We start from the raw sequence: 11,787 nt of genomic DNA on the forward strand, positions 1-11,787 counted from the left end.
CGGAGATTTCACGCAGGGTGATGAAACTGGTATCAGGTGCACGCTTACCCGTGTCGGCCAGCACCACCGTTACCGTTTTATCAGGCGTCTGCAAAGCCGCCGCTATCGGGGCCAGCAGGCTCTGCAGTACGAACCGCGACCGCGTAGTAATAGCCATAGTCAGAAAAGTCCTGTAGGTGTGTGATGCGCCAGCGCTCATCGTGCCAGGCCACCACGTCACCGAACGCCATGCGCTTTGCGGCCAGCACCACGATGGCATCGTGCAGACGGGTGCCCTCGGGCGCAAACTGCAGCGCGTCCGTATCGGCGGGATAAATCACCCCGCGGTTGTTACTGACACCTGCGGGCTGCCAGTCACTGGTGGCCGGATGCGTAACCGTAAATTTCCGGCTCATGCGCCCGGTCACCACCCGGCGGACGTTCGGCCTCATTTGCTGGTGCCTCCCGTGTCGGTAATGAAGGTGATGGACTCGTACATGTCGCGTGAAGCGATAAGCGGTTCATCTTTTCCGCCTTTCTCTCTGATGGCCCAGTCTTCATTTGGCTTCAGGTGCCCGTCTGCAAATGACGCGCGAAGCTTTCGCCGCACCCGGCTGCCCACCAGCGTCATCGCCTCATCCACCGTAATGGTGCCGTTCAGCACCGCCGTGGCGCGCACGGCCATCTCCTTACGGAAATAATCGTTCTGGTGGAAGGTGTAACGAAAGATTGAGCGTTCAGGAATACGCACCGTGTGCGCTGGCACCTGATGGAAGGTCTGAAAGTTGCCGTTTTTGCGGAACTGCCCGCTGTACGCAAACGTGCCGTCAGCACGGATGCGGCGCGTGATGCTGACGGTGTGTTCAGGGATATGCACGTCGCCGCCGTACTCGTGCAGCTGCATCAGCCCGGCGTTACCCAGCGGCAGCCCGTCCTTGCGCGGGTTATTCTCCTTCGGGATCCCCACCTTCACGCCCGCCTGCTTCAGCGTCACCATACTGTGCAGCAGGGCTTTCACCTTCGCGGTGTCCGGTCTGTCACCCATCATCACGCCCTCTCAGCAAATGTGTTAATGGCAACGGACAAAAGACCGCGCAGCAGGCCGGAGAGCCAGGGAAAGATCACCGCCCCGCTGTCCGCCTCGCCGGAATACTGCAGGCTGACCTTACCGGCCATTTCCATCGTGACGCCGCGCGTGAGCGTGCCGTCCAGCTCGCCGTCCTGCGCTGCAAGCGCGAGGCGGCACTGCGCCTGCACCAGCTGGCGCGGAATGACGTCAGGTTTTAACGGACTGTCATTCAGGTAAATGCCGCAGCGCGGCCACGGCAGCGGCTGATCCGGATCAGCGCGCACGCCCAGCCAGTTCAGCCCGTTCAGATAATCCATCGCCTGAAACAGCAGCGCCGGGCACTGATCGTCATCGGGCACGTCATGTCCGCGCGAGGTGGCAAACGCCGTCAGATCATCCACGCTGCCGTAACTGTTAAAATCAGCTGAGGCGGGATCGGTATTGATATCCATACCTGCACTCCATGAAAAAAGGGGCCGGAGCCCCTGAGTGATTAACTTGACGTCTGACCGCCAACGTTGATCAGCACACCCGCCGTCGACTTGTTCTCCTTGAAGTGCTTCGTCCAGTTGCCTTTGGTACCGATTTTGGTGATGTCGGGATTCGCCCCCTTTGCCGTCGCCCAGCTGTAGCCAAGCAGGTCGATATTCACCACGCCTTCGGCACGGTAGCCGATTGCCAGGTTCTCCTGATCGTTAATCGGATAGGAGCGGAAACCCGGGGCCTGCGACTCGGTGATTTTCACCGCGTTGGGTACCAGACCCAGGATGGAATCTGCCGGACAGCGGTCGGTGACCAGCACAGGCTTGCCCAGGGTGCCCGGCTGACCGCCATAAACCACCACGCCCGCCTCTTCATACAGCTTGTTATCAATGGCCTGATCAACAATATCGAAGTAGGTTGCGGAGTGCATGACGAACAGCGACACGCGGTTGAACTTGTCGCCATACTTCCGCAGGCCGCGGGTCAGCGTTTTCTTGCCGTCGGTGGCAATGTCGGCACTCACCTGCATGTCGTTGTTGTTCCCGATAGCGGCCACCAGCGCCTTAACGGCATAGCTGATGTATCCTTCCAGTGAGGCATCAGCGGCATCAGTGCCCACCACTTCAGAAAACTCACTTACATCACGACCGCGGCGCTTAAACGCTTCTTCAGTCGTGGTGTAGGGGCCATATTTCCAGGGCGTTTTCACGCCGATCGCTTCGCCGGCACCAATCTTCTGTCCTTCGATAGTTTTGGTGGATTCAACGTCGCGGAACTCAATCGAGCCGCCCACCTGATAAAAGGCGCGCTTTCTGAAATCGCCTTCAATCAGTTCGTTATCAAGGATGATCGCGCCGTTCGAGGCGGCATTAAACACGTTGAGGTTGTCCTGACGACGCTCCAGAAACGCGGTCTGCGCCAGGTCGTCGTAAATGATCATGTCGGCATTGGTTGTCGTTGACATGGATTTCAGTCCTTATTCTTTTGGAAGGCGCAAAAAGGCCTGCTGGCCATGTTTGCGGATATAGTCAGCTTTCTGCTGAGAGGTCATGGAAGAACGCTTAAGCGCACCGCCTGCGCCGGAACGGTGACCGCCTGCGCCGGTGCCCTCAGCCTGCGGGAACAGGTGCGGTGCGGATTCTTTCAGGGATTCGGCCCATTCCAGCGGCGTCAGCGGCGTTTTGCCGTCCTTACCCAGCACCGGATTGCCTTCACCATCCACTGCCACGGCCTCGCCGTCATCATTCAGGGTGAAAGTACCGCGGGCGCGCAGAATGATGTCGTCTGCCGCGCCCGGCAGCGCACCGGCTTTCAGTGCCGCACTGCGGATGGCATCGCCCAGCACCCGATCGCTGAACTTTTTCGTGAATGCCTCGGCCTTTTCGGCACGTTCATTGGCAGCTTTGATTTGCTTATCGACATCAGCGCGCAGACGCTCGGTGCGTTTGTTCAGCACGTCATCAATTTTCCCTTCGGCGATCAGCTTCGCCTCCTCGTCGTCGGAAAAACGCTGAAGGATGGTTTTCACCACTTCCGGATCGATACCGTCAAAACGTGCCAGATTTTCCTTCTGCTGCTTAATGGTACCCAGCAACTGATCGTTTTTGGCTTTGAGTCCGGTCACGGCGCTATTGATACGCTGGTCAATCAGCTGCTGAATTTCCGGGGTGATCTCAGGATCGCCGCCTGACGGCGCTCCGCCAGATGTACCAGCATCACCACCTTCACCAGCCGCCGCATAATATTTCAGGAACATATTTCTGAAGAGCATGTTTTCCCCTCGGGATTTGTCAGTTAACGGGTTTCGCCCATAAAAAAGCCCCGGCTTAGCCAGGGCTGTTGTTCGTTATAAAGATGTTATTCCAGACCAGCGCGCTTAAACGCTGCAGCATCCCGCTGGCGCAGTTCGTCCAGCGTCAGCCACCGCCCGGCTTCGGTATAAAAGGAGGTGAGTTTCAGGCCGCCGCTGCGCAGCAGCTTTCCGCGCACGGGTCCGAGGATGTCATCCTGCCGGCTGGCGCGCTGGCGGGAAATCCACTCCGGATAGGTGCTGGCCGCAGGTACCTCACCGTTCATGCGCTCTTTTTCAGCACTGGTGAGGTCATCAGGCAGCAACCCCATGTCCTGCCAGCTTCTGAAAATCAGCGTGTACGTTGAGCGGCAGTGAAAATGCAGCCGCCCCGGTCCGTCACCCCACGGGATACCGTGCTTTATGGGCTGATTATCCGGGGTGTACTGCAGCGCATCGCGGATGCGGCACGGCGGCGAGGTTTTATTGTCCAGGGTGGACAGCCACTGTTTGGCCTTAATCAGATGATCGTTTGCCGCCGCCGTCTGCTCGCGTACCACCTGCGCCGCATGCGCCAGCGTGCTGTAGCCAATGGCCGAGGCGTTGGCGCGACTTTTATTCAGCGCACCGTCCTGCCAGTTGCGGGCCTTTGTGCCGCGCACGCTTTTCACTATTTCATCCGGCGCAATCCCGCTGCCCAGCCCGGTGCGAACCGTGTTCACGATACGCGCGAAGCGGTCAGCTTCGAGCTTGTCGGTCCAGCCTTTCAGGGCGTAACCGTGAAAGGGTTCGGTCACCGTTCGCACGTAGGCCTGCCCGGCGTCAATCTTTTTCAGCAATCCGCGTTCGCCGACCACCTCCGGCAGCAGTGACTTCATCAGGTCGAAACCAGACCCGGCCTCATATTCCGTAAAGTCCTTCAGCACCTGACCGAGCTCACCAAAAAAGCGGGTCACCGCTTTGCGGTTGATGTCCCTGACCGGGGCCAGTACCTGTGTCAGTTTTTTCACCGACACCGCACCGGCGGGCACATCCTCCAGCGCCACCAGCAGCCTGGCCGCCAGTTCCGCATCATCGGTGCTGAGCGCCGCCACCAGCTTGCTGACCACGCCCGCCTCATAGCGCGTCAGGTGCACCCGGTGGGCGATCAGCTCATCGCGAAATCCTTCATTAATCGTCGCCATTATTTAGTCCGGTAAACGTCGGGGGTTTATCCTTCAGCGCCTGGATAACATCGTCCGGATCGACAGCCGGATCGATAATGTCCAGCTTCTGGAAGGTACGAACCAGATCGGCATCGCGCATGGCACCCGACTGCCAGGCGCTGACAATCGCCGTAACCATGCCGGAATCGGCCACGCGGGCGATGAACTCCTGATTCAGCGTATAGCTCCAGCCGCCTGACGCATCACCGGCATAACGGGCACACCAGTTCAGCACGCGGGTATAGGCTTCCGAGACGTTGGCCACACAGATGCTCAGCAAAGATGTGGCGGCGGTCTGCTCACTGCTGGCCTGCGTGGCGGTTTTGATCGCGCTGTTCTGCTCAATCAGCCGTGCGCCTAACGCCACCATATAGTCGCGTTTGCTGTCCATCGCCTCTTTGGCCAGCATGTTTGGCTGTGCCTGGGCATACGCAAATGCGCCGTCTTTAGGCAGCATCAGCGGATTCCTTGAGCCGACTTTCACCCCCGTTTTTTCCAGGTGATCGCGCCACTCGGTATCAAGGCCCGACATCCACGGCTGAACCTGTCCGCAGAACCAGACGCTGTCCTCGTAGTCGGCGCTGTTGCGGTAGTGACCGAGGTTAATTTCAGCCAGCGCGGCAAGCGGCGGCTCATCGAGGGTCGGATCATTGTTCTGGGCACCCACAAAGGCGAACGGGATCTCATCCCATGGGCCGGACGAGGCAAAAGCGCGCGGCGTGGTCTCTTCGGCGATCGCGTAAGGCCCGGTTTCATCCGGACCGGTACGCTTCCAGACCCGGCAGACAAACGCCCCGCTTTCCAGCGCCAGCTCACGGTACTGCACACGCAGCTTAAACCCGTAACCGTCCGGCTCCTCGGTTATCTCGCGCAGCACCACCAGCACCAGCCGCGTCTGACCATTCAGGGTCTGTGTGCGCCAGTTGACGATGTCCTCTGCCCGGTACCCTACGATAATCGGGCGCTGATCTGCCGCTGAATAATCAGCAAAGAGCCCTTCACGGCCTGCCTCAAGAATATTTTCCAGCACCACCTGCGACTGCTGATAGATGCTGGTACCGGCCCCGTCCGCATTATTCAGCAGGCAGGCCAGCTTATCCGGCGCATTAAGGGTGGGCACCTTACGAAACGCCATGCCCAGCATGCCGATTTTGGTGTTGCCGGTGATGGGATAAAAAACAGCCCTCGCCAGATAATCTTCATTTCGACGGCGGTTACGGGCTGAACGATCGGTCGGATCCAGCCGGGGCAGATAGTCGTGCCCGGCGCTTTTAACCGCATCAGCTCCGCGACAGACGTCACGGATCATTTTCCACAGCGGCATCGCCGCCCTGTGCTCCGGGCGGACAAAGGTAATATCGAAATTTTCACTCATCAGAAGGTCGTGTCCAGAGAGATGGAGAAGGCAGGTTTAATAATTGGAAATTGCTTCACAATGTAATAACCACCAGCATCATTGGGATGGTCATTGCCAGACTTTTTGTCCGGCTCGCCGTTGTCACCCCATACCTGCTGCTCCAGCGACTCGGTGTAAACCGGGCAGCGCTTTACGTTTACCTTATAGCGACGTTCGCCATTGCCGTTGCATAGCATCGCGTTCATGGCATTAATGCGATCCTTAACCGGCGGATTTGAGGCATTCACCACGATGTTAAAACCTGCCTGCTTAAGCTGGGCAATGTCTGTTGCGCTGGCATTACTCGATTTACGTGAGTCACCTGACGCATCGGGGTAGATATATATTTCCCGCACCTTCCGGTAGTCGTCGCCGTCATAAAGCCAGAAACGCTCTTTAATTATGCGGATCATATCCGGTGTATCGTAAGCATTAATGATTTCACTTACTGCGTACGGCAACCCCAGGCGAAGAACGTGGACGATACCTGCCATTTTCCCGACATTGAAATCCATGCCGATATAAAGTGGTTCACCAGGCTGCTCCTGCTCAGTGCAGTTATTCAGTCTTCGATCAAACTGATGATAAATGGTGCCGCTGGTCAGGTTGGTAAAAAGTCCGCGCAGATATGCCTTGATAAGTTCTGGCGGGTACGATTCCATCAGCGAGGGGATATAGTCCGGCGGCAGATTTTTCTCGTTATCAAACGTCGAAGCCTGCACAAGCCCGTACAATGTTGTCAGCGAGGGTTTATTACGTACAGCCTTTAAAAATTGCTGATAAACAAATTTAAAGCCCTCAGGCGTTGTCGTTACGTCAATCCCGTTCCGCAGCCCAGGCAATTTATAACGCATGCGTGCAATGATTTTTCGCCAGGCTAATTCCGCCTTTTTTGCAGGCATAACGTCCAGCTCATCGATAAGCGCATTACCAATTTTGAAACCCACGATCGTCTGGGGCTTTTCCATGGATCGGCAGATGGTCGTACCGCGATACTGCTTACCGACGTAAAAATGCACTTCTTTATTACTTTCATTAATTTCAACGCGCATCCCCCAGTCAAAGGCAACTTCCTCAACCGTCGGATAGAAAATGTCGCGGATCTGCGGATAAGTTGGCGCGAAATATCCTTGGTTGATCCGCGGATGCTCCCACATCTCTTTACAGATACCCCCACATCCCACCCACGTTTTACCGGAGCCAAACCCGGCAACGTAAGCCCTGAACTTATGAGGCATAGCAAGAAATCGCGCCTGTGGAATATTAAGTGTCGGTGAGGTCCCCATCGTCATCACTCCTCATCCGTGCATCCACGACGTTAATGTTTATCGCTACCGGCAAAGGCTCCTCATCCTCCTCATTTTTCGCGGCCAGTTGTTTTCTCAGAGCCTCAATTTCGGCCTGTAGTTTTTCGTTCGCCAGGCGCGTCTGCTCAGCTTTGAGTAATCGCAGCTCCCGTTCCTGCTCACTGACCGCCAGTTGGTGGAATGCCGCCAGATTTTTCAGGGCTGCATCCTGATCTCGCATTATTATTTCAATGCCGAATTTTGATTTTTTTACTCCAGCAATGAGTCGGCGTGATGGGCCTGTTATGTCGCGGGTATCTGCCAGATAAACATCTTCAATGCCCTCCCCTGCGCATTTAGGGCAATCAGGGTTTGGGTCGTCATTCTGAATAAATCCCAGGCCGCCGTACTCAGGCTGGGGTTTGCTCTCCTTCGAGGCTTTTTCCGCTGCTTTGTCGAATTCCTCAATATCCCGCCACTGATATAGAAAATTCTCTCCCCAGCAGTGTCGGCAGCAGACACGGCGCAGCTGGGATATCTCACCAGGATCTGCAATCGCTATTTCATGCCAGTGCCTGAGGATATCCTGAGCGTTTAATATCGCCTGCTCACTCAGCTGTCCGATGCGCTGGTTAATCGCCCTCGCTACCGCTGGTTTGCGATACAGCAACCGCGCATTACGATCACTTCCGGTATAGCCTGACTTTTTGTATGCCTCGTATTTATTCCGGCATTCCAGGTAGTAGGAAACGAACAGTTTCTCTTTGTCCGTAAGTTCGGGGCAAAAAGGAGATCTTTTCGGATCTGACCTTAGTGATTTATGCCCCTCGCCCTCGTTCAATGTCGTCAGGTCCGGCGCTGCTTCAGACCGGCTTTCTGCGCAAGGGGCAAAGTTTTTTTTTGCCCCTGTTTTTTGCCCCTGCTTTTTTCCTTTGCCCTTCAGCGCTTTTAATCGAACCCAACCATTTTTCTGGGCCATATAGCGCAGGGCTTTCAACGTGATACCGTACTTATCAGCAACACCCTGTTGAGAAAGCACGCCAGCACGATAATCACGCTCGATGGCCTTCTCATCCGGCTTGCTCATCAGTCACTGTCCTGTTGTTTCTCCCGCCTTAAAAGTTCCCGAAATGCCTGAGCATCCCCTGCCTTTGCTTTCCGGTATAAGGCGGTCCGTATTTCAGCCTCCCCCTTTGCCCTTCCTTTTCGCACCGCTTCCCTGAATTCAGCTATCTTGTCCTGTTGCTTTTTTAATACAGCAAGATCGATATCGAGAACGTCAGCAATCTGTTGCTCACTCATCCTGCAGGCAGCAAGGGATTCAATTTTGGAATAAGGGAGCATTTGTCACCCCCGGTTTTCTGAGGTGATTTTTTTATGACGCTCATTGAGGATTTTTACTGCGGTGTTGTTCCAGCTGATTCTGTGATGTAGACGTTTATGGGCAAGTCCCATCAGAGAAATCTTTACGCACGACGGGGCATACATAACCGAGTAAAAGCTTTTTACGTAAGTCCCGGATGCCAGATAAAGCTCGGTCATGCCGCCACTGCTGGATTGCGTCTGCTTCTGAAGCAGCTGCACAGCCCCGATAGTCAGGAACAACTCACCCCGGCGTCCAAGCAGCGTATAGGTGTTGACGTCCTCATTGATTCGGCCAACAAACTCAAACGGCCTGTCTGTTGAACAAATCAGGCTGTTCATGGCTTTACGTTTCAGCCAGGAAGCATTGCCGGAATTACCCAGAAAATCACCACCCTGCGCCATAGCGATGGTCTTTGCCGGGATGGATTCGTAATACCGGAGCATCGCATCCAGAACGGCATCAAGATCGGATATCAGGCAATAGCCAGGCTCCAGATTTTTTCCCACCCTGAACTGAAACTCCGTGTAATCGTCGTCCAGCTCGATAAAGTATTTACAGCCAACTTTTTCAGCCAAATCAAAACAGGCATTACGGGCATAAAAAATGGAGCGCCGGTCACCAAAATTATCAGCTTCATCGAAACGCTTTGCGATGTCGCTTTTTGAGAAGGTCAGCACCCTGTCACCGAACAATTCCCGATACTGATCCTGCGTCTTGTCTTCATCATCGATGACAATGAAAACCCTGCCGCTGTAACCGGCCTTTTTCAACAGGCTGTAGGTGCATACTTTGTCCGGACGTCCGTTGCTGAGGATGAAGGCGCAGAAATCATCACGCATAATCATCCTCCTTCTGGCCGTGCACAATTTCCACCATCTGTTTAGTCAGGTGGACAAAGCCATGCTCTATCGCTTTTTCATAATCAATGATGACCAGCGCTGATTCTTCAAACAGCGCCTGGATCTCAGCATCGGCTGAAGCGTAGTAATCGGCAATCCTGTTAAAATGAAATACCGTATGGCGCTCTGCCGCGCATATCAGAAATGTTTCTACCGCTGCCGGCAGTCCGGCCGCTTCAATTCTGCTTTTAAGCTCTGCCGTCTTCCCCTGATCGTATAATTCTGTGATTTCAGGAACAACATCTGAGGGCTCATATACCGGCGTGTCGATTTTCGCGGTATAAGGCTCCTTATTTTCCGGCGTGTCTGGCTCACGCAGCAGATCATCAATTTCCTCCAGACTGAAGCCCGTCAGGCTGATATCAAACTCACTGTCCAGAAGATCAGCAAACTCCAGCTTAAGCAGTTCAGTATCCCATCCCGCATTAAGCGACAATTTATTGTCCGCCAGGCGATATGCTTTTTTCTGCTGCTCACTCAGTCCGGACAGGGTGATCGTAGGTACTTCATCAATACTGAGCTGCTCTGCTGCCAGCAACCTGCCATGACCCGCTATCACTTCTCCCTTCTCATCCGTTAAAACCGGATTTGTCCAGCCGTACTCCCTCATGCTGGCTACTATCTGGCTGACCTGTTCAGCGGAGTGGGTCCGGGCATTACGCGCGTAAGCCAGCAGTGAACTGAGTGGTTTGTAAACAACCGAGAGCGGAAGTTTATTTTTTTCTGTCGTCATTTCAGAGGATCCAATACTATTGGCCTGCTCTCGAGAGCGAGCTGGGCCTCGGTTTGTACTCATCATGACAGCTGGATGGGTATGAATGGCTGCCAGCAGTTGCACCTGCTGGCGGTCGCCCACCTTCGAAAATAAAAACACTGCCTCGTCCGAAAAACTGGCAGTGTTTTTTCCTCCTTTATATGTCGCCGGTCTTTCCCGACCGTCCGTCTGCACCCGGCACCCTTTCTGCTCGCGGAGCTAAGGCGGTTGCTGTTACAGACTGCGGGTGTTATTGACCCCACCGCCCGCCGGGGTTGAAATAATCATCATCGGACCGCCCCGCAGAGCGGCCCTGTGCTGATTACTCAGCATCACCGCCCAGAATATCCACCAGCGCTGTATCCACGGCGGCGTCAATCTGGGTATCCAGATCAGCTTTGATCTGGGTTTTCACTGCGGTGATGACCGCGTCAGACTTCAGGGCTTTTTTCACCAGGTCATCGGTGACGATATCTTTTACTTCCGGCATTGCTGCCTCCTGTTGGTTATGGCTGAAGAGCCACTGTGTGATCCACATGGTTGTGTCCATGCTGAGGGTATAAAAAACCCCGCTTATCGGGCGGGGTCAGGTACGGCGGCGGAAGGCGTAACTGCCTATGCCTTCTCTGCCGAGTTTGGTTTCCATGGTGTTGTGCTCAATGCAGTCAAAGCCCTGGCCGTCGAACCAGCGCAGCAGACCGTTATGGGTCCAGTACCAGATATGCTCATCCTTTCGGAAGTGACGTGAAGTCAGGATGGCGTCACCATCAGCAAAAATCGGTACCGAAACAAATACCCACTTCTCAGCCTTTGCCACGGCAACATCCGGGCGGTCGATGTGCTCCAGGCTGTCCCACATGCTCAGCGCCGGATACCGATCTGCGTACAAATCGGCCCACAGGCCTCGCTGGTTCAGCCAGGCAACACCGGCAGGGTTTACGTCATAGCCGCGGGTATTGGGGCGGGTCCCGACGAACTGACCGGCACCGATACCCACATCCACCAGCGGACCATCATAGTGACGCGCCACCAGCCGGATGCGCGCCTGCGTCAGTTCGCGGCCCATCGGGGTGTCAGCCATCTTCTGGTACCGGGCAAAGTAGCCTTCATCGTATGGGCGGTTTTTCGGTACCGGGTAATAGCCCATGCCCAGCGCGGGCAGCCAGACCAGCCCGGTTTTCAGTTCGTCAGAGAACGATTTCATGCAGCCACTCGCTGAAAAGAGTATCGAAATTGCTGATGCGCCGGTCGCAGTCGTGATCTGCGCGGGTGCAGCGGCAGTAGTTATCGGGCAGCGCCCAGCGTACGCGCGACAGGTCCATCGCCGGATCGGTAATAATCTCCGGGGCGTTATGCCCTCCCCGACCGCCTGCCACTACAAACAGCGGTGTGTTATATGCGATGGCCATCGGGACCGAGAAACCTACCGGACTTACCACGCAGGCAGCATGCGCATAGAGACTGCACAGCTGAGTCAGCGTCATTTCACCATGGTGGAGTTTCAGATCGGCTTCGGGCTCTTCACCCACAACCCACTCTACGCCCGGCACGGTGTCAGCCA

The 11,787-nt window shown here is 55.4% G+C and carries 14 protein-coding genes and 1 pseudogene; all 15 read right to left on the reverse strand.

Features of this window, described 5'->3' with window-relative positions:
- Positions 1 to 80: 80 nt before the first annotated feature.
- Positions 81 to 431: a hypothetical protein gene (locus F3I20_RS23245; protein ID WP_150059936.1), complete on the reverse strand. Its 351-nt coding sequence runs from the start codon at positions 429 to 431 to the stop codon at positions 81 to 83.
- The gene (locus tag F3I20_RS23250; protein WP_150038799.1) at positions 428 to 1,027 is read right to left on the reverse strand and encodes a hypothetical protein; all 600 of its coding nucleotides are present in this window, start codon (positions 1,025 to 1,027) and stop codon (positions 428 to 430) included. The genes F3I20_RS23245 and F3I20_RS23250 overlap by 4 nt, the downstream gene beginning before the upstream one ends.
- On the reverse strand, positions 1,027 to 1,500 hold the full coding sequence (locus tag F3I20_RS23255; protein WP_150038801.1) for a DnaT-like ssDNA-binding protein: 474 nt from the start codon (positions 1,498 to 1,500) through the stop codon (positions 1,027 to 1,029). Before F3I20_RS23255 ends, F3I20_RS23250 begins: the two co-directional genes overlap by 1 nt.
- Before the next feature lie 41 nt (positions 1,501 to 1,541).
- Positions 1,542 to 2,495 (reverse strand): major capsid protein, encoded by a 954-nt coding sequence (locus tag F3I20_RS23260; protein ID WP_150038803.1) that lies wholly within the window; start codon positions 2,493 to 2,495, stop codon positions 1,542 to 1,544.
- 12 nt (positions 2,496 to 2,507) lie between these two features.
- Positions 2,508 to 3,302, reverse strand: a complete 795-nt coding sequence (locus tag F3I20_RS23265) for a hypothetical protein (RefSeq protein WP_150038805.1) — start codon at positions 3,300 to 3,302, stop codon at positions 2,508 to 2,510.
- Between the two features lie 86 nt (positions 3,303 to 3,388).
- Positions 3,389 to 4,504 (reverse strand): structural protein, encoded by a 1,116-nt coding sequence (locus tag F3I20_RS23270; protein WP_150059937.1) that lies wholly within the window; start codon positions 4,502 to 4,504, stop codon positions 3,389 to 3,391.
- Positions 4,491 to 5,900 (reverse strand): DUF4055 domain-containing protein, encoded by a 1,410-nt coding sequence (locus F3I20_RS23275; RefSeq protein ID WP_150038753.1) that lies wholly within the window; start codon positions 5,898 to 5,900, stop codon positions 4,491 to 4,493. Before F3I20_RS23275 ends, F3I20_RS23270 begins: the two co-directional genes overlap by 14 nt.
- Positions 5,900 to 7,207, reverse strand: coding sequence for a terminase large subunit domain-containing protein (locus F3I20_RS23280; protein ID WP_150038751.1), 1,308 nt, complete (start codon positions 7,205 to 7,207; stop codon positions 5,900 to 5,902). The genes F3I20_RS23275 and F3I20_RS23280 overlap by 1 nt, the downstream gene beginning before the upstream one ends.
- Entirely contained in the window at positions 7,185 to 8,294 is a 1,110-nt protein-coding gene (locus F3I20_RS23285) for a terminase small subunit (RefSeq protein WP_150038749.1), read from the reverse strand. Before F3I20_RS23285 ends, F3I20_RS23280 begins: the two co-directional genes overlap by 23 nt.
- Positions 8,294 to 8,551: a hypothetical protein gene (locus F3I20_RS23290; protein ID WP_150038747.1), complete on the reverse strand. Its 258-nt coding sequence runs from the start codon at positions 8,549 to 8,551 to the stop codon at positions 8,294 to 8,296. Before F3I20_RS23290 ends, F3I20_RS23285 begins: the two co-directional genes overlap by 1 nt.
- Positions 8,552 to 8,554: 3 nt before the next feature.
- Complete coding sequence (locus F3I20_RS23295; RefSeq protein ID WP_150038745.1) at positions 8,555 to 9,412, reverse strand: GREB1-related protein; 858 nt, start codon at positions 9,410 to 9,412, stop codon at positions 8,555 to 8,557.
- Positions 9,405 to 10,205, reverse strand: a complete 801-nt coding sequence (locus F3I20_RS23300; RefSeq protein WP_150038755.1) for a ParB/Srx family N-terminal domain-containing protein — start codon at positions 10,203 to 10,205, stop codon at positions 9,405 to 9,407. Before F3I20_RS23300 ends, F3I20_RS23295 begins: the two co-directional genes overlap by 8 nt.
- A 343-nt stretch (positions 10,206 to 10,548) precedes the next feature.
- Positions 10,549 to 10,764, reverse strand: coding sequence for a DUF826 domain-containing protein (locus tag F3I20_RS23305; protein ID WP_370659719.1), 216 nt, complete (start codon positions 10,762 to 10,764; stop codon positions 10,549 to 10,551).
- 48 nt (positions 10,765 to 10,812) lie between these two features.
- On the reverse strand, positions 10,813 to 11,430 hold the full coding sequence (locus F3I20_RS23310) for a methyltransferase domain-containing protein (RefSeq protein WP_150059938.1): 618 nt from the start codon (positions 11,428 to 11,430) through the stop codon (positions 10,813 to 10,815).
- Positions 11,414 to 11,787 (reverse strand): annotated as a pseudogene (locus F3I20_RS23315) (hypothetical protein); the annotation flags it as partial. The gene F3I20_RS23310 and the pseudogene F3I20_RS23315, both read right to left, overlap by 17 nt.

The organism is Candidatus Pantoea gossypiicola, from assembly GCF_008632075.1.
In the GTDB taxonomy this organism is placed as follows: Bacteria; Pseudomonadota; Gammaproteobacteria; order Enterobacterales; family Enterobacteriaceae; genus Pantoea; species Pantoea gossypiicola.

Excerpts from the sequence above, each read along its gene's own strand:
- F3I20_RS23255 (WP_150038801.1), bottom strand. The coding sequence starts at position 1,500 with ATGGATATCAATACCGATCCCGCCTCAGCTGATTTTAACAGTTACGGC.
- F3I20_RS23285 (WP_150038749.1), bottom strand. The coding sequence starts at position 8,294 with ATGAGCAAGCCGGATGAGAAGGCCATCGAGCGTGATTATCGTGCTGGC.
- F3I20_RS23305 (WP_370659719.1), bottom strand. The coding sequence starts at position 10,764 with ATGTGGATCACACAGTGGCTCTTCAGCCATAACCAACAGGAGGCAGCA.
- F3I20_RS23275 (WP_150038753.1), bottom strand. The coding sequence starts at position 5,900 with ATGAGTGAAAATTTCGATATTACCTTTGTCCGCCCGGAGCACAGGGCG.
- F3I20_RS23295 (WP_150038745.1), bottom strand. The coding sequence starts at position 9,412 with ATGCGTGATGATTTCTGCGCCTTCATCCTCAGCAACGGACGTCCGGAC.
- F3I20_RS23270 (WP_150059937.1), bottom strand. The coding sequence starts at position 4,504 with ATGGCGACGATTAATGAAGGATTTCGCGATGAGCTGATCGCCCACCGG.
- F3I20_RS23245 (WP_150059936.1), bottom strand. The coding sequence starts at position 431 with ATGAGGCCGAACGTCCGCCGGGTGGTGACCGGGCGCATGAGCCGGAAA.
- F3I20_RS23260 (WP_150038803.1), bottom strand. The coding sequence starts at position 2,495 with ATGTCAACGACAACCAATGCCGACATGATCATTTACGACGACCTGGCG.
- F3I20_RS23310 (WP_150059938.1), bottom strand. The coding sequence starts at position 11,430 with ATGAAATCGTTCTCTGACGAACTGAAAACCGGGCTGGTCTGGCTGCCC.
- F3I20_RS23290 (WP_150038747.1), bottom strand. The coding sequence starts at position 8,551 with ATGCTCCCTTATTCCAAAATTGAATCCCTTGCTGCCTGCAGGATGAGT.
- F3I20_RS23250 (WP_150038799.1), bottom strand. The coding sequence starts at position 1,027 with ATGATGGGTGACAGACCGGACACCGCGAAGGTGAAAGCCCTGCTGCAC.
- F3I20_RS23300 (WP_150038755.1), bottom strand. The coding sequence starts at position 10,205 with ATGACGACAGAAAAAAATAAACTTCCGCTCTCGGTTGTTTACAAACCA.
- F3I20_RS23265 (WP_150038805.1), bottom strand. The coding sequence starts at position 3,302 with ATGCTCTTCAGAAATATGTTCCTGAAATATTATGCGGCGGCTGGTGAA.
- F3I20_RS23280 (WP_150038751.1), bottom strand. The coding sequence starts at position 7,207 with ATGGGGACCTCACCGACACTTAATATTCCACAGGCGCGATTTCTTGCT.